At 61.2% G+C, this 17,318-nt stretch carries 14 protein-coding genes; 6 read left to right on the forward strand and 8 right to left on the reverse strand.

Annotation, left to right across the window (positions count from 1 at the left end; all coding sequences use genetic code 11):
- Nucleotides 1-49 precede the first annotated feature (49 nt).
- The 6 genes from glnT to NE852_RS25405 all read right to left on the reverse strand — a co-directional run bounded on the left by glnT (nt 50) and on the right by NE852_RS25405 (nt 6,252).
- Complete coding sequence (gene glnT / locus NE852_RS25380; protein ID WP_008531382.1) at nt 50-1,357, reverse strand: type III glutamate--ammonia ligase; 1,308 nt, start codon at nt 1,355-1,357, stop codon at nt 50-52.
- A gap of 79 nt (nt 1,358-1,436) precedes the next feature.
- On the reverse strand, nt 1,437-2,765 hold the full coding sequence (locus tag NE852_RS25385) for an FMN-binding glutamate synthase family protein (RefSeq protein WP_258156763.1): 1,329 nt from the start codon (nt 2,763-2,765) through the stop codon (nt 1,437-1,439).
- A 14-nt stretch (nt 2,766-2,779) separates the two neighbouring features.
- The gene (locus tag NE852_RS25390) at nt 2,780-3,466 is read right to left on the reverse strand and encodes a GXGXG domain-containing protein (RefSeq protein ID WP_008531387.1); all 687 of its coding nucleotides are present in this window, start codon (nt 3,464-3,466) and stop codon (nt 2,780-2,782) included.
- A 55-nt stretch (nt 3,467-3,521) separates the two neighbouring features.
- A complete protein-coding gene (locus NE852_RS25395) occupies nt 3,522-4,427 on the reverse strand; it encodes a glutamine amidotransferase family protein (RefSeq protein WP_258156764.1) in 906 nt (301 codons plus the stop codon).
- Nucleotides 4,428-4,516: 89 nt separating this feature from the next.
- Nucleotides 4,517-5,200 (reverse strand): helix-turn-helix domain-containing protein, encoded by a 684-nt coding sequence (locus NE852_RS25400; RefSeq protein WP_258156765.1) that lies wholly within the window; start codon nt 5,198-5,200, stop codon nt 4,517-4,519.
- Between the two features lie 80 nt (nt 5,201-5,280).
- A complete protein-coding gene (locus NE852_RS25405) occupies nt 5,281-6,252 on the reverse strand; it encodes a GlxA family transcriptional regulator (RefSeq protein WP_258156766.1) in 972 nt (323 codons plus the stop codon).
- An 87-nt stretch (nt 6,253-6,339) separates the two neighbouring features.
- Here NE852_RS25405 and NE852_RS25410 point away from each other — a divergent pair, with 87 nt between their 5' ends.
- From NE852_RS25410 to NE852_RS25430, 5 genes are all read left to right on the forward strand, one after another.
- Nucleotides 6,340-7,590 carry a sarcosine oxidase subunit beta family protein gene (locus NE852_RS25410; RefSeq protein WP_008531404.1) on the forward strand — a complete coding sequence of 417 codons (1,251 nt, stop codon included), beginning with the start codon at nt 6,340-6,342 and terminating at the stop codon, nt 7,588-7,590.
- Nucleotides 7,591-7,602: 12 nt separating this feature from the next.
- Nucleotides 7,603-7,884, forward strand: a complete 282-nt coding sequence (locus NE852_RS25415; protein ID WP_008531405.1) for a sarcosine oxidase subunit delta — start codon at nt 7,603-7,605, stop codon at nt 7,882-7,884.
- Entirely contained in the window at nt 7,881-10,835 is a 2,955-nt protein-coding gene (locus NE852_RS25420; RefSeq protein WP_008531407.1) for a sarcosine oxidase subunit alpha family protein, read from the forward strand. Before NE852_RS25415 ends, NE852_RS25420 begins: the two co-directional genes overlap by 4 nt.
- A complete protein-coding gene (locus tag NE852_RS25425; RefSeq protein WP_258156767.1) occupies nt 10,828-11,376 on the forward strand; it encodes a sarcosine oxidase subunit gamma in 549 nt (182 codons plus the stop codon). Before NE852_RS25420 ends, NE852_RS25425 begins: the two co-directional genes overlap by 8 nt.
- A 492-nt stretch (nt 11,377-11,868) precedes the next feature.
- Nucleotides 11,869-12,096, forward strand: a complete 228-nt coding sequence (locus NE852_RS25430; protein ID WP_128623592.1) for a hypothetical protein — start codon at nt 11,869-11,871, stop codon at nt 12,094-12,096.
- Between the two features lie 219 nt (nt 12,097-12,315).
- On the opposite strand, the gene rtcR is transcribed toward NE852_RS25430, so the two are convergent.
- Entirely contained in the window at nt 12,316-13,923 is a 1,608-nt protein-coding gene (gene rtcR, locus NE852_RS25435; protein ID WP_258156768.1) for an RNA repair transcriptional activator RtcR, read from the reverse strand.
- Between the two features lie 212 nt (nt 13,924-14,135).
- Between rtcR and NE852_RS25440 the strand changes: the two genes are divergently transcribed.
- On the forward strand, nt 14,136-15,692 hold the full coding sequence (locus NE852_RS25440; protein ID WP_258156769.1) for an RNA-binding protein: 1,557 nt from the start codon (nt 14,136-14,138) through the stop codon (nt 15,690-15,692).
- 168 nt (nt 15,693-15,860) lie between these two features.
- On the opposite strand, the gene NE852_RS25445 is transcribed toward NE852_RS25440, so the two are convergent.
- A complete protein-coding gene (locus tag NE852_RS25445; RefSeq protein WP_037175932.1) occupies nt 15,861-17,048 on the reverse strand; it encodes a helix-turn-helix domain-containing protein in 1,188 nt (395 codons plus the stop codon).
- Nucleotides 17,049-17,318: the final 270 nt, after the last annotated feature.

The raw sequence follows: 17,318 nt of genomic DNA on the forward strand, positions 1-17,318 counted from the left end.
CATGCCGAGTTCTCCAACCCGGCATGGCGGAAGACATCGGTCCGGCCGCTCAGATATCGAGCGTGCTGTCGCGTTCCCACTGGGTGAAATGCGAGCAGTAGGCATTCCATTCCCGGTGCTTGAGCTTGAGATAGGCGGAGGAAAACTCAGCCCCGATTGCCGCCTTCAAGCCTTCGTCGGCATCAAAGGCGCGCAGCGCATCGAGCAGGTTGAGCGGCAGGCGCGGCGCGTCCTTCACCAGGTGCCCCTCGGCATACATGTCGATATCGTAGTGCGGGCCGGGGTCTGCCTGGCTGCGGATGCCGTCGAGGCCAGCCGCGATGATGATCGCCTGCAAGAGGTATGGGTTGACCGCGCCGTCCGGCAGGCGCAGCTCGAAGCGTCCAGGTCCCGGCACGCGCACCATATGAGTGCGGTTGTTGCCCGTCCACGTCACGGTGTTCGGCGACCATGTCGCGCCCGAGGTCGTACGCGGCGCGTTGATGCGCTTGTAGGAATTGACCGTCGGATTGGTGATCGCAGCCAGCGCGGAGGCGTGCTTCATAATGCCGCCGAGGAAGGTTTTACCCTGAGCCGAGAGCCCGAAGGCCATTTCCTTGTCCGCGAAGGCGTTTACCCTGCCGTCGACGTCCCAGACCGAGATGTGGGCATGGCACCCATTTCCGGTCAGGCCCATGAAGGGCTTCGGCATGAAGGTGGCGCGAAGGCCGTGCTTTTCGGCGACCGACTTGACCATGAACTTGAAGAAAGAGTGCTTGTCCGCGGTCTTCAGGACATCGTCATATTCCCAGTTCATCTCGAACTGGCCGTTCGCATCCTCGTGGTCGTTCTGATAGGGCTTCCAGCCGAGCTCCAGCATGTAGTCGCAGATCTCGGCGATGACATCGTACCGACGCATCACGGCCTGCTGGTCATAGCAAGGCTTCTCGGCCGTATCGAACTGGTCTGAAATCACCGAGCCGTCTGTAGAGATGAGAAAGAACTCCGGCTCCACGCCGGTCTTTACCCGGAGCCCTTCCTTCGCAGCTTCAGCCACCAGTCGTTTCAGCACAACACGCGGCGCCTGTTCGACAGGCCGATCGTCCATGACGCAGTCGGCAGCGACCCATGCGACGTCTTTCTTCCAGGGCAACTGGATGACGGAGGAAGCATCGGGAACCGCGAACAGGTCAGGATGTGCGGGCGTCAGATCGAGCCAGGTTGCGAAGCCCGCAAAACCGGCGCCATCCTTCTGCATGTCGGCGATGGCTTCTGCCGGGACCAGCTTGGCGCGTTGACCGCCGAACAGGTCCGTATAGCTGATCATGAAATATTTGATGCCTTTGTCTCTGGCAAAAGCAGCAAGGTCCAGTGTCATTCTTGTTCCCCTTTGGATTTCTTGGAGACACTTTGGTTATGGATATGAAACGGCCGGGACGCTGCCCGGCCGGTAGAAATCAAAAGCCTCCCTTGCCGGGAATCCAGTTGGTGCCGGCAAGCGGCACCTGCGCCATGGCCGATGCCTCGATCGTCAGTGCGACGAGGTCTTCCGGCTCGAGATTGTGCAGGTGGTTCTTGCCGCAGGCCCGCGCGATGGTCTGGGCCTCGAGCGTCATGACCTTGAGGTAGTTGGCGAGGCGGCGGCCGGCCACAACCGGGTCAAGGCGTTTTGAAAGCTCCGGATCCTGAGTGGTGATGCCAGCCGGATCCTTGCCTTCATGCCAGTCGTCATAGGCGCCGGCCGTCGTGCCGAGCTTTTGATATTCCTCTTCCCAGTGCGGATCGTTGTCGCCGATGGCGACCAGCGCCGCCGTGCCGATCGCGACTGCGTCAGCGCCGAGCGCCAGCGCCTTCGCCACGTCGGCACCCGAGCGGATGCCGCCGGAAATGATGAGCTGCACCTTTCGGTGCATGCCGAGATCTTGCAGCGCCTGAACAGCAGGACGAATGCAGGCGAGCGTCGGCATGCCGACATTCTCGATGAAGACATCCTGCGTCGCCGCCGTGCCGCCCTGCATGCCGTCGAGCACGACGACATCGGCGCCCGCCTTCACGGCAAGAGCGGTGTCGTAATACGGGCGCGCGCCGCCGACCTTGACGTAGATCGGCTTTTCCCAATCGGTGATCTCGCGCAGCTCCATGATCTTGATTTCGAGATCGTCGGGCCCGGTCCAATCAGGATGGCGGCAGGCCGAGCGCTGATCGATGCCCTTCGGCAGATTGCGCATATTGGCGACGCGATCGGAGATCTTCTGGCCGAGCAGCATGCCGCCGCCGCCGGGCTTGGCGCCCTGGCCGACGACCACTTCGATCGCATCGGCGCGGCGCAAATCCCTAGGATTCATGCCGTAGCGCGACGGCAGATATTGGTAGACGAGCGTCTGCGAATGGCCGCGTTCCTCATCGGTCATGCCGCCGTCGCCCGTCGTGGTCGACGTGCCAGATATCGTCGCACCGCGGCCGAGTGCTTCCTTGGCATTGCCGGAAAGCGCGCCGAAGCTCATGCCGGCAATGGTGATCGGCGTCTTGAGCGTGATCGGTTTCTTGGCGAAACGTGAGCCGAGCACCACCGTGGTGTCGCACTTCTCGCGATAGCCTTCGAGCGGGTAGCGCGAGATGGAGGCGCCGAGAAACAGCAGGTCGTCGAAATGCGGGACCTTGCGCTTGGTGCCGGCGCCGCGGATGTCATAGATCCCGGTCGCGGCCGCGCGGCGGATTTCGGCGAGCGTATAGTCGTCGAACGTCGCGGACTTGCGGGGCGGGGTGTAAGGGTTGTGATAGCTCATGGGTGTCCCTCGCCTCAGTACGCGTCGGCGTTGTCGATGTTGAAACTGTAGAGTTTGCGCGCAGAACCGTAGCGTTTGAACTCTTCCGGCCTGACGCCCGTGACCCCAGCGCTCTCGAGCAGCTCGGCCAGCTTCTCCAGGTGTTCCGGCCGCATCTCTTTCTCGATGCAGTCGGAGCCGAGGCTCTTGACCTCGCCGCGGACGAACAGCTTGGCTTCGTAGAGCGAATCTCCCAGCGCGTCGCCGGCGTCGCCAAGGACGACGAGATGGCCGGACTGGCCCATGAAGGCCGACATGTGGCCGATGCTGCCATGAACGACGATGTCGATGCCCTTCATCGAGATGCCGCAGCGCGAGGCCGCATTGCCCTTGATGACGAGCAGGCCGCCTCGGCCCGTGGCGCCGGCATATTGGCTCGCGTCGCCCTCGATGACGACGGTGCCGGACATCATGTTTTCGGCGACGCCCGGGCCGGCCGAGCCATGAACGGTAACCCTGCCGCCATCATTCATGCCGGCGCAGTAATAGCCGACAGATCCTCGGACAGCGACCGTCACGGGGCTGTCGATACCAACGGCGACAGCATGGCTGCCGCGCGGGTTGATGACTTCGAATTCAGTGTCGTTGGCACCTTTGGAAAGGGCGTGCAGCGCGCTGTTCAGTTCGCGGAGAGGGGTGTTGGAAAGATCGAATGTCGGCATTTAATCCTCGTTGGTCGGGAGACGGCTGAGCCGCCTCCTGCTTTTCCGGCATCGCTCAGGCGGCCTTGTCGTGATCCCAGAAGTAGACGGTTGCCGGCTCCGGCTCCCAGACGCGGGCATTCTCAATGCCCGGAAGGTTGACCAGCGCGCGATATTCGGAACCGAAGGCGACATATTGCTCCGTCTCGGCCATGACGGCGGGCTTGCAGGCGATCGGATCGCGCACCACGCCGAAGCCGGACTTGGTGCCGACAACGAAGGTGAAGAAACCGTCGAGATCGTCCAGCGCCCCCGTCAGCGCCTGGCCGAGATCCTTGCCCTTGGCCATTTCGGCCGTCAGATAGGCGGCGGCGACTTCGGAATCATTCTGCGTCTCGAAGGTCATGCCTTCGCGGACCAGTTCGCGGCGCAGGTTGTTGTGGTTGGAGAGCGAGCCGTTGTGCACGAGGCACTGGTCGGCGCCGGTCGAGAACGGATGGGCGCCGAGCGTGGTGACGGCGGATTCGGTCGCCATGCGGGTATGGCCGATGCCATGGGTTCCGCTCATCGAGCGGACGCCGAACCGGGCAACGACGTCTTTCGGGAGGCCGATTTCTTTGTAGATTTCCACGCTTTCGCCCGAGCCCATGAGGCGGACTGCCGGGCGGATCCGTTCGAGCGCTTCGCGCACGTCTCCAAGCTTGGACGCATCCAGCTCGATGACCGCGTGCGTGCTCTTGATCCAAACGTGGGCTTTGATGCCCGCATTTTCGAGGTCGCCGGCTAGGCCTTCGAAGTCCACGCCCGGATTGCCGGACTGGATGGTGATTTTCGCCTTGCCCTCTGCAGAGCCGCCATAGATCGCAATACCGGCCGAGTCCGGTCCGCGATCCGTCATGGTTATCAGCATATCCGAAAGCAGGTTTCCGAGCTGAGGCTCAAGGCTCTTGTCCTTGAGGAACAATCCAACAATGCCGCACATAGCCTGTGCCTCCTTTCATGTTGAGAAAGGACTAGCAGGTCTATATCAGTACATCAACTGGGAGGAATAAACTTTTCTTCTAAGGCAAGTCAGCTCTTGGAGTTCTGCTGGGGATAGCTGATGATCGAGAGATATCTGCTGGGCAGCTTCATCAACTGCTCCGGCCCATGCGGCGCGTCGGCGTCGAAGAACAGGCTGTCGCCCGGCTGCATCTGGAAAAGCTGGTCGCCGTGCCGGTAGATGACCTCGCCTTCGAGCATATAGAGAAACTCCATTCCCTCGTGCTGGAAGGTTGGGAACGTGTCGGAATCGGCCGTCAGCGTGATGAGATAGGGCTCCACGATGACGCCGCTGGTATTGTTGTCGATATGGCCGAGCAGATTATATTGATGGCCGGCGCGCGTGCCGCGCCGTTCGAGCTCGACCCCCTGCCCCGCCTTGACGAAGACGGCATTGCGCGGTTCCTCAAATCGGCGGAAGAAGGCCGTCAGCGGCACGCCGAGCGCCCGCGACAGCGATTGCAGCGTCGTCAGCGACGGCGAAATATTGCCGTTCTCGATCTTCGATAGCATTCCGAGCGAAATGCCGGTCGCGGCCGCCAGATCGGTGACCGTGATGCCGAGTTTCTTGCGGTAGGCGCGCACCTCATGGCCGATCGCCATTTCGAGGTTGTTTTCTTTCGGCTCACGGACGGCATGCGGATCCTGCGAAAAAGGAGCGCGTCCGCCATGCGCCGGTTCCGGTTGCTTTTCCGCTTCATGTTTGGATTTCATGGATTTTCCGCTGTCGCCTTCTCTTTCGTTCGAAGGCAATCCTATCGTGGTAGTGAAATTTCCTCAACCTTGAAGAAAACTCAATCCCGACGCGCCTCACGCGGAGCCATGCCGTAAACGGCTCGGAACATGCGGGAAAAATGGCTCAAACTGGAAAACCCGGTGGCGACCGCGATTTCCGAGACGGAAAGCGGGCTCTGCTTCAGCAGGCGATGGGCATGCTGAAGCCTGATCCCATGATACTGGTCGAGAAAGGTCGTGCCGAGGTGAACCGCAAAGAGCCGGTCGAGATGGCGGGGGGTGACGCCGGCAATGCGCGCCATGGCGGCGCGGTCGAGCGGCATCTCGATCGTCTCTTCCATCCGCTCGAGAACGCTGAGCAGGCCGGGATGATGGGCGCCGTAACGCTCGGCGAGCGAGGCGCGCTGTGGGGCGGTGGGTTCGTTGACCTCTGTGTGAAGATACCAGTCGCTGACCCTGCGCGCGAAATCCGGTCCCATGCGTTCGGCGATCAGCACGTGCATCATATCGAGCGGCGCAATGCCGCCGCCGCAGGTAATGCGGTTGCCGTCGATCACGAAGCGGGCCTGGCGCGGCGTGAGATCCGGGAAAGCTTCGAGGAGGGTGGCCGCATGCTCCCAATGGATGGTGAAGTCGCGACCGCCAAGCAGACCGGCGGCGGCCATCAGATAGGGACCGCCCGATATGCCGCCGATCCTGACACCTTCGCGCGACAATTGCCTCAGGCATGCAAGCACGCCGGGATATCGCCAGTCGCGCGGTGAGCCGCCGGCGCAGACGAAAGCCGTGCCGAGGCCTGCCCCTCTGACGGGAAGAGGTTCGGCCGGAACGCTGACGCCGGAGGAGGAAAGCGCCGGCTCGCCGTCCGGTGAAAAGGTTGACAGCCGATAGATCTCGCGTCCGGCCAGAAGATTGGCTGCCCTGAGCGGCTCCGTCGCCGAGGCGTAAGACATCAGCGCGAATCCCGGGATCAGGATGAAGCCGATCTCCTGGGCATTTCTGCTATCGGGTCTGGTATCGGTTGCGGACATGTCTCTTTTCTAATCGCTAATGTCCCAATTGTGCAAGTCGATTGCGACTGTTCTGGCATCATGCACCTGTTCTTTTCGGGTTGACCCATGCGCTATTCCGCTCTTTCGATTTTCCTGAACGGCCTTCGCGGCAACAAAGGCTGGGCACCCGCCTGGCGCGATCCCGCGCCGAAGCCGCACTACGATGTCGTCATCGTCGGCGGCGGCGGTCATGGCCTTGCCACCGCCTACTATCTTGCCAAGGAGTTCGGCGTTACCAATGTCGCCGTCCTCGAAAAGGGCTATCTCGGCTCCGGCAATATCGGCAGGAATACGACGATCATTCGCTCGAACTACCTGCTGCCGGGCAATAATCCCTTCTACGAACTGTCGATGAAACTCTGGGAGGGGCTGGAGCAGGACTTCAATTTCAACGCCATGGTCTCGCAGCGCGGCGTCCTCAACCTCTTCCATTCGGACGCGCAGCGCGATGCCTATACCCGCCGCGGCAATGCTATGCGGCTGCACGGCGTCGACGCCGAGCTTCTCGACCGGCAGGCAGTGCGCAAAAAGTTGCCTTTCCTCGATTTCGACAATGCTCGTTTCCCGGTCATGGGCGGCCTGCTCCAACAGCGCGGCGGGACGGTGCGCCACGATGCGGTCGCATGGGGTTATGCCCGCGGCGCGGACAGCCGCGGCGTCGACATCATCACCCAGTGCGAGGTAACCGGCATCCGCACTGAAAACGGTGAGGTCACCGGTGTCGAAACCAGCAGGGGCTTCATCGGCTGCGGCAAGCTGGCGCTTGCGGCGGCCGGCAATTCCACCGTCGTCGCCGATATGGCCGGCCTTCGCCTCCCGATCGAAAGCCATGTGCTGCAGGCCTTCGTCTCCGAAGGGCTGAAACCCTTCATCGACAATGTCGTCACATTCGGCGCCGGACATTTCTACGTGTCCCAGTCCGACAAAGGCGGCCTCGTCTTCGGCGGCGATATCGACGGCTATAATTCCTATGCCCAGCGCGGCAATCTGGCGACCGTCGAACACGTCGCGGAGGCTGGGCTCGCAATGATCCCGTCGCTATCGCGCGTGCGCTACCTCCGCTCCTGGGGCGGCGTCATGGATATGAGCATGGACGGTTCGCCGATCATCGACCGCACCCATATCGACAATCTCTATCTCAACGCCGGCTGGTGTTATGGCGGCTTTAAAGCCACCCCCGCCTCCGGCTTCTGTTACGCCCATCTGATTGCCCGCAATACGCCGCACCAGACGGCCCGCGCCTTCCGGCTCGACCGTTTCGCGCGCGGCTATCAGATCGACGAAAAGGGCGTCGGCGCCCAGCCCAATCTGCACTGAGGACATTCGACGATGGCAAGCCTGATTTCCTGTCCCCATTGCGGCGTCCGGCCCAAGGAAGAGTTCTCGATCCGCGGCGATGCCGGGCTTGTCAGGCCGGCGCCGGATGCCGGTCAAGACGCCTGGTTCGACTACGTCTATCTCCGTGACAATCCGAGGGGCCGGCACAGCGAATACTGGCACCATTCCTCGGGATGCCGCCGCTGGCTGATCGTCGAACGCGATACCATCACCCATGCCGTCCATGACGTGCGGGATGCCGCGCTTTCCAAGCTTGGCGGAGAAATAGCATGACGAGCTTCCGTCTTTCCTCCGGCGGCCGCATCGACCGCGCCACTTCGCTCGGCTTCACCTTCGACGGCAAGGCACTCGCGGGCCATCCGGGCGACACGCTCGCCTCGGCGCTGCTTGCCAACGGTATCAAGCTCGTCGGCCGCAGCTTCAAGTATCACCGCCCACGCGGCATCCTGACGGCGGGCGCTGCCGAACCGAACGCGCTGGTGACGACAGGTGGCGGCGGGCGCACCGAACCGAACACGCGCGCCACGATGATCGAGCTTCATGAGGGGCTGACGGCGAAGAGCCAGAACCGCTGGCCTTCGCTCGGCTTCGATGTCGGCGCCGTTAACGGGCTGCTCTCGCCCTTCCTCAGCGCCGGCTTCTACTACAAAACCTTCATGTGGCCGGCGGCGCTGTGGGAAAAGCTCTACGAGCCGGTGATCCGCAAGGCGGCGGGTCTCGGGCGGGCCTCCTACGACGCTGATCCCGATTCCTATGAGAAATGCTGGGCGCATTGCGATCTGCTGGTGATCGGCGCCGGCCCTGCCGGTCTTGCCGCAGCGCTGACGGCCGGCCGTGCTGGGGCTCGTGTCATCCTCGCCGACGAGGGGACCGAACTCGGCGGCAGCCTACTTTCGGAAAGCGGTGCCATCGAAGGCGTGCTGGCGGGTAGCCTTCTCGGCGAGTTGCTTGCCGAACTCGAAAAGCTGGAAAATGTACGTCGCCTGCCGCGCACGACTGTTTTCGGCTGGTATGACGACAATGTTTTCGGCGCGGTTGAACGCGTGCAGAAGCATGTGGCGATGCCCGATCCGGATCGTCCGGTCGAACGGCTGTGGCGCATCGTCGCCCGCCAGGCGATCCTGGCGACGGGGGCGGAGGAGCGGCCGCTCGTCTTCGGCGGCAACGATATTCCCGGCGTGATGATGGCAGGCGCCATGCGCAGCTATCTGAATCGGCAGGCGGTCGCGCCGGGCCAAAGCACGGTGATCTTTACCACCAACGATACCGGCTATGACACCGCCGCCGATCTTGAAGCCGCCGGCCTTCAAGTTGCAGCGATCGTCGACAGCCGCGCCGATGGCGGCAAGAGTTGGCAGGGCCGCGCCGAGGTTCTGCGGGGCGCCCGGGTCATCGATGCAGAGGGGGGTAAGCGCCTGCGCGGCGTCAGCGTCCAGACCGCAGGCGGCATTCGCCGGATCGATGCGGATGCGCTCGCCATGTCGGGCGGCTGGAGCCCGGTCATCCATCTCGCCTGCCATCGTGGCGGCAAACCGCAATGGTCGGAGGAGGCCTCGGCATTTCTGGCGCCGGATGCACAGGAAGGCCTTGCCGTGGCGGGCGCGGCGGCCGGCCTTGCGCAAATCGCGACCTGCCTCGGCAATGGTGCGGCAAAGGCTGCCGCCGTGTTGCAGGCGATCGGTTTTGCCGCGAAACCGGCCTTTGCCTCAGTCACCGAGACGACCCAGACTGCAAAGCCGCTCTGGTCGATCAAAGGCTCGAAGGGCAAGGCTTTTGTCGATTATCAGAACGACGTGCACCTCAAGGATCTGGGCCTTGCGGTACGTGAAGGCTACGGCCATGTCGAGCTTGCCAAGCGCTACACCACATCAGGCATGGCGACCGACCAGGGCAAGCTTTCCAACATCAACGCCATCGGCATTCTCGCCGAGGCGCGCGGTGTGTCGCCCGCCGAGGTGGGAACGACGACCTTCCGGCCCTTCTATACGCCGGTTTCCTTCGGCGCTTTGACCGGGGCATCGCGCGGCAAACATTTTCAGCCGGCGCGCAAATCGCCGCTGCATGGCTGGGCTCAGAAGAATGGCGCCGTCTTCGTCGAAACCGGCCTTTGGTACCGCTCCTCCTGGTTCCCGCGCGCCGGCGAGACGACGTGGCGCGAAAGCGTCGACCGCGAGGTGCTGAATATCCGGAAGAATGCCGGCCTCTGCGATGTCTCCACGCTCGGCAAGATTGAGATCTTCGGCAGGGATGCCGCGGCCTTCCTCGACCGGATCTATTGTAACGGCTTCGCCAAGCTTGCTCCGGGCAAGGCGCGTTACGGCATCATGCTGCGCGAAGACGGCTTCATCTATGATGACGGCACCACCAGCCGGTTCAGCGACGATCATTTCTTCATGACGACGACGACAGCCCTTGCCGCCGGCGTACTCACCCATCTCGAATTCTGCGCCCAGACGCTCTGGCCGGAACTCGATGTCTGCTTCGCCTCCTCGACCGATCAATGGGCGCAGATGGCGGTTGCCGGTCCGAAGTCACGCGCCATCCTCTCGGAAATCGTCGACGAGGACATATCGGACTCCGCCTTCCCCTTCATGAGCGCCCGCAAGGTGTCTCTCTTCGGCGGCAGCCTCGAAGGCCGGCTTTTCCGGATCTCCTTCTCCGGCGAACTTGCCTATGAGCTGGCGGTGCCGGCCGGTTACGGCGAAGGCGTTGCCGACGCCATCATGGCGGCAGGTGAAAAGCACGGCATCTCAGCCTATGGCGTTGAAGCGCTCGGCGTCATGCGCATCGAGAAGGGCCATGTCACCCACGCCGAGATCAACGGCACGGTCACACCAGGCGATCTCGGCTTCGGTCGAATGGTTTCATCCACCAAGCCGGATTTCATCGGCAAGGCGATGCTGGCCCGCGAGGGGCTGCAGGATCCCGAGCGCCCGCGCCTCGTCGGCGTCAAGCCGCTTAATCCGGCAAGCGGTTTCCGCACCGGCTCGCATATCCTTGCCGACGGCGCTGCGGCGACGCTCGAAAACGACCAGGGCTACATCACATCAAGCGCCTTTTCGCCGACGCTCGGCCATACGATCGGCCTGGCGCTCGTGAAGCGCGGGCCGGAACGCATCGGCGAAAAGGTGACTGTCTGGAATGGGCTGCGCAACGAATTCACCGAGGCGGTGCTCTGCCATCCCGTCTTCATCGACCCTGAAAACGAGAAGCTCCATGCCTGATCTTCCCCAGCACAGACCGGTTCTTGTCGGGACGGCACATAACGGCATCCTCGGAGCAGGCATCCGGCTGGAAGCCCTGCCGGAAGGCCATCTGCTGCATGTGCTCGGCGCCATCGTGCCCGCCGAACTTGGCCAGGAATTGGCGAAAGCGGGCTTTGCGAAAAGCGCGATCCGTGAGGCCGGCTTCCGGCAATGGTTCGTCGCCGGCGACGAGCCACTTCCGCCGGCAAGTATCTACGCCCTGGCCACCGCGCTCGCCGGAAAAGCCTTCGTCATGGATCAGAGCCACGGGCGCGTGCGCATCCGCGTTTCCGGCCGATATTCCCGCGCGCTCCTTGCCAGGGGCACAGCCGTCGATCTCGATGCCGCCGTCTTCCCGCAGGGCCGCTCAGTGATGACGATGGTCGGTCATATCTCCGTGCAGATCGCCCGTACCGGCGACGACAGCTTCGAGCTCACGGTTCTGCGCAGCTTCGCCGAAAGCCTGTGGGACGAACTCAGGCATATGGCGGCGAGCGCTGAAAAGGACGGCGGCGCATAAGAGGGCAGCCTTGCCGGCACAAAGATCGACGATTGTCCGAAATTAGCTAGAAGGTTCAATTTTCTGGCGGGGACATACAGCCGTCAACGATTGAGCCAACACGAGAAATTCGCTACATCGGAAGAGGATGGGGGCTAGGGCTTTTTTGCAGAAACTAAAATTTGGGCTGTGAAGACCGAGTTCACGGGATCACCGGCAAAAAGCCTGCTGTTTCGGCAAAGGTCCGTTCAGAGCGGAAGATGTTAGGCCACAGTGAATATAGCCGCTATGCTAGCGAGCCCGTTTTGTTGTTTGGCAGCTTTAAGCAAGTTGACTTGAGGATTAAACCGGAGCTTGCGGAAAATATGCGCCCTCGTAAACCGTCGCATCTGCAGGTAAAAATTTCCGTCTCGAAAGTATCGCTGGATAATAGTGTCCTTCGTATTCGTTATGATGGCTTTATATGTATATGGAGAAACTCTCCAATCACATAAGAGTCCGGAGGAACAGACGATGGATGTATTAAAAAAATACCTTGTTGAATCCGGAGAAGTTGATCGGATGCAATTTGCGAATTGCTCCAGAATAGAGGTGACAGAAAGCGATCGGCTTCCAAATGTGAGCTTCTTTATGGGGTGCGAGATTAAGAAACCGCTTTCGGCAGACCCTATTGCTCTCTCAGTGGCTTTCGGTGTTCGCGGACAAGTTGAATTTACGGATCTATCAAGGGGCGAGAAATAATGGGATCAGGTTCGAAAACAAACCCGCTGACGAGTTTTGGACGACAAGACGCACAGGTGCAGTGGGAAATCGGCAACGGAGCCACTGTCTAGGTTGATATGTATTCACCTATGACTCAGGTTGGAGGCTCGGTCTTCTCGGTTGGAAGCTTTGGCCCGGCAACGGCCAATTTGTCCCATGAGCGAAAGAGATGATTGGCGTCATTCCCAACACAAGCCCTCATCCGGGTTTCTTGATGTCCTCGAATCTGAGGCTGAAGCGCGCGAGATATTTACTCAGGCGATCGGCGTCGTTGCTGCTCTTTTTCTCCAGTCGCGAGATCGCAAACAAGGCTCTGCCCGCCGCGCTTGCCGTGGCATGTTGACGGCAGGTATGAAGAACAGTGGCAAGCTGTGCTGTGTCGAAGCGATCGAGGCGAGCAGCAGCCTCCGCGCCCAGCACTTCTTCAATGATCAGATCCACTCTGCCGTCGTCACTTGAGCTGCGCCAAAACGCATTCAACCGTCGGACTTCATCGTCAACGACGTCGGTCGTGATGCGTCCATGCGGCGCGAGGGTCGCCATGCGGGTAACCGAAGCCGACAGGTCGCGAAAGTTGGCGCTCCAGACGGCATTTGAGCCAGTTGCGAAAGTAAGATAGCGGTCGCGAGCTTCCTTGTTGAAAGTAACATTTTCGCCTTCTCGTTCCAGATAGCGCCTGAGCTCGAAGTCGAGATTGGGCTCTATGTCCTCTTTGCGCTCGCGCAGGGCCGGCAGCTGGAAAGTCCAAAGGTTCAGGCGGGCATAGAGATCTTCGCGGAACCTGCCTTTTCGGACATCCTCGCCAAGATCGCGATTGGTGCCGGCAAGCAGCTGAAAGTCCGCGGACGCCTCCCGATCAGCGCCCACAGGCAGAAACTTCTTTTCCTCGATCGCGCTCAGGCACATGGCCTGTTCGTCGAGGCCGAGTTCGCCAATCTCGTCGAGGAACAGCACGCCTTTGTCAGCGGACTTGAGCAAGCCGGCACGCTCGCCGGCAGCGCCGGTAAACGCTCCTTTTACGTGGCCGAACAGGGTGGACATGGCCTGGTCGCCGCGCAGGGTCGCGCAGTTGACCTCGATGAACGGACCGCTGACCTTGCGCTGGCTCTTCTTCAATTCGTAGATCCTGCGGGCGAGCTGCGACTTGCCGGCACCGGTCGGCCCGGTCAGGAGAACGGGCGCCGTCGAGCGGATCACCACCCGTTCGATCTCGTCGATCATTCTGTTGAAGGCGGCGTTGCGGGTCGAAATCCCCGATTTCAGAAAAGAGGCGGCGTCTTCCCGCTCGGAAGCGAAGCGCTTGGCGATCTCGTCATAGCGGGAAAGGTCGAGGTCGATGATCCGATGCGTGCCGGCGAAATTCTGCTCCGGTTCGCGGTCCCGCGGCGGCGAGAGCTGCAACAGCTGGCCGGGAATGATACGGGCTTCGGTCAGCAAGAACCAGCAGATCTGTGCGACATGAGTGCCGGTGGTGATGTTGACGAGATAGTCTTCCGTTTCGGGATCGAAGTTGTAGTTGCGGGCAAAGTCCCTGAGGTTCGTATAGACCTCCGAAAAATCCCAGGGGTCCTTGAAGTTGATGACGTTGCTCCGCACCTCCGTTGCCGGCGCCACGGCTTCGATGTCGGCAACGATGCGGTGACAGAGAGCTTGCGAGTGGTTGTCGAGGATCAGTTCCAGTCGGTCGATGAACAGGCCCGGTTGCTGGCAAAGCGCGATATTGGGCCGCCAGCGGCTCCAGCGATTTTCCCATTTCCCTGCATCTAAGGTGGTTCCCAATATGCTGATGGCGACGCGGCGCTTCATCACTCTTATCCAAAATTATAAAGCATGATAGTTTGCGATAATATAATCGGGATCGGATTTTCGCAATTCATGATTGCGTTCGGCAAAGGCATAAAAATTTCTCTTTTAAAAGCAGATAGATGAAGGAAAATCTCGCGTATCTCCCGCTCTTTTCTCCAAACTGGCACGCGTCTTGAAATGTATCTGGCACGAACCAAACAACAGGTGCTGTCATGGTCAACAAGGCAATCTTCAAAACCTACCTCGGGAAGCTGCTCCCGGGAACGGATACAAAAAATCATGAAGCGGCCCCGGCCTACCGGCTGACGCCGCGCGAGGCGCTGGCGCAATATGCTGTGACCGGCACCTTCAACGGCACCTTCTATGCTGAAGGAGCTGAGCAGCTCGACGCGATAAAGTCCCTTGCCCTTCAGGTCGAGCCGGAATTTCTCGCCAAGGTGGCTGTTTATGCCGCTGAAAAAGGTCACATGAAGGACATGCCGGTGACGCTGCTCGCCATGCTCTCCGGACTTCAGAGCGATGCCTTCGCCCGCGCATTCCCGCGGGCGGTAAAGAGCGGCAAGATGCTGCGCGGCTTCGTCCAGGTCATGCGCTCCGGCGCCACGGGTCGGAAGTCGCTCGGCACACGCCCGAAAAAGGTGGTGCAGGCGTGGCTCGAACGGGCCAGCACCGAGCAGATCCTGCGTGCAATGGTCGGAAACGATCCCTCGCTCGCCGACGTCATCCGCATGGTGCATCCGAAGCCGGCGACGGAGGAGCGCAAGGCGCTTTATGCCTGGGCGATCGGCAAGCCGTACGACTACGCGGCACTGCCTGAGCTCGTCAAGGTTTTGGAAGCGTTCCGCCGTGACCAGAGGGCGCCGGTGCCCGATGTCCCGTTCCAGATGCTGACCTCGCTGCCGCTGACGCGGGAGCATTGGGTCGACATCGCCCGCAAGGGCGGCTGGCAGATGGTGCGGCAGAACCTCAATACCTTTGCACGCAACGGCGTGTTCGAGGTTGAGGGTTTTGCCGAGGCGCTGGCGGCGCGGCTTGCCGATCCGGACGAAATCCGCAAGGCAAAGGTCTTCCCCTATCAGTTGATGATGGCGTGGAAGATGGTCGATGGCCAGGTTCCGGATGTCGTGCGGGATGCGCTTCAGGACGCGATGGACATCGCCATCGCCAACGTACCGTCCCTGACGGGCAACGTGGTGCTGTGCCCCGACGTGTCGGGCTCCATGGGCTCGCCCGTGACCGGTTACCGGAAGGGGGCGACGTCCTCGGTTCGTTGCATTGATGTCGCCGGCCTGATGACCGCGGCATTCCTGCAGCGCAACCCCAAGGCGCGGGTGCTGCCGTTCGAGAATGACGTGGTGCGCGTCAGCCTCAACAAGCGGGATTCGGTGATGACCAATGCCGGTAAGCTGGCGAAAATCGGCGGCGGCGGAACCAACTGCTCCGCACCGCTGAAGAAGCTGGCAAACGAGAGGGCCAAGGTCGATCTGGTGGTGTTCATCTCGGACAATGAGTCCTGGGTGGATGCGCGCGGGAGCGGCCAGCCGACGGCCGTGATGACGGAATGGGCAAGGATCAAGCGGGTCAACCCGGCTGCAAAGCTGGTCTGCCTCGACATCCAGCCCCACGCGACGACGCAGGCGCCGACGCGGGAAGACGTGCTCAATATCGGTGGCTTCTCGGATGCCGTCTATGGGGTGATCACGGCTTTCGCGGCCAATAGCAAGGGAGCGGATGGCTGGGTCAAAGCGATCGAGGCAATCGAGCTCTGACGGGCTCACAGGAAGCAATATCCTCGCGCCGCCGTGAACGGCGCGGGGAGCCGTGACGAATGCCGGATGAAACTACAGATCGTTAATCTCCTGGTCGCGGGTTCGAATCCCGTCGGGTCCTCCAGTTCATGGACTGTCCAGCCCGGAGACATAGGTAACAGATCGTACCTAAGACATGGGTGACAACCTCGTGCCGAACGGGTTGTCGATGGTTTGTAAGGTCCTCTGCTCCAGGTCGATATATCCGAGATCATAGTGCATGAAGCTGACGAGCCAAATACCGTCGTCGACTTCCTTGATGCCGAGTTTCTGTCCGGCCAGCACGGTGGAGATATTGATCTTCTTGCGGTGCATGCAGATGCGGCCGCAATTGGTCACCAGTGCGTCACGGTCGTGGAACGGATAATCGATCTCCGGTAGCCCGTTATATCGGCGCGCCGATGGCGTGTAGAGATCGACCGGCACCTTCATCGCCAGGGCTTCATGCGGCCGTTCGGTATTGAATTCGCTGACGAATGCATCGAAGCGGGCCTGCTGCTGTAGGATATTTTTGCCGGGTGGACGCGTCGCCTCTTTCTTCAGCGTCAGGTGCATGCGCTCATGCCGGCCATTCTCTTGCGGATGGCCCGGCCTGATGCGCTCGAGGCCGATGCCGAGCCGCAGCCACCAGACCGACAGCTTCGACAGATTGTAGAGGCCGTTGGGACTGGCGAATGGCAGGCCGTTGTCGCTGCGGATGGCATCCGGCAGACCGCGTTCGGCAAACAATCGGCGGAACGCCTCGAACACACCCACCTCCTTTGTCGATTCGAAGGCCTCGCAGGCGAGCAGGAAGCGTGACATCTGGTCGGTGACCGTCAGCGGGTAACAGTATCGGCCGTCACCGAGCTTGAACTCGCCCTTGAAGTCGGCACACCACAGATCGTTCGGCAGCAATGCTTGCGATAGGGCCGTTCCCTCAGCCCGAAAGCGGTGTCGCCTGCGGGCATGAGCGACCAGCCCGTGCCGGTCGAGCACCGCGTGCACCGTGCTCTTGGCGGGAATGCGCACATCGCCGGCCAGGCGCTTGACCAGCAGTTCTCTGATCTTCCTGGCACCCCAATGCGGCTTGTTCTTCTTGCACGAGATGATCATCGCCTCGACCGGCTCAGGCAGTTGATTGGCGTAACGCACCGGCCGGCGAGACCGATCCGTCAGCGCCTCCAGGCCATCATCCTTGTAGCGGTTGAAGATCTTGTAACCGGTCTTGCGCGAGATGCCGAACTCCCGGCACACATCGCTCATGCCTTCGCCCTCAAGCAGCCGGGCGACAAAACGTAGACGTTCCTCCATCACCGAAGTCTCTTTCCACGGCATCAACACCTCCCGCCAAAACCGAAAAGTGTTACCCATGTCTCCGGTACAAAACGTCACCTATGTCTCAGGTCGGGCACACGTAGCTCAGTAAACTGTCCTGCCATGTCTCGTCGCCGGGATGATGAAGAAAGCCCTGGGCGAATGCCGCCGGTGACTACAGGGGCCGCATCGCGCCATGATCATGGAATGCGTGCGGTGAGATAGATCTCCGGCAATGCTCGTCGCCCAGGCGGTGTGAAGAAAAGCAACTGAACAAGAAGGACTGCAGAC

The organism is Rhizobium sp. Pop5 (assembly GCF_024721175.1).
Taxonomy (GTDB): Bacteria; Pseudomonadota; Alphaproteobacteria; order Rhizobiales; family Rhizobiaceae; genus Rhizobium.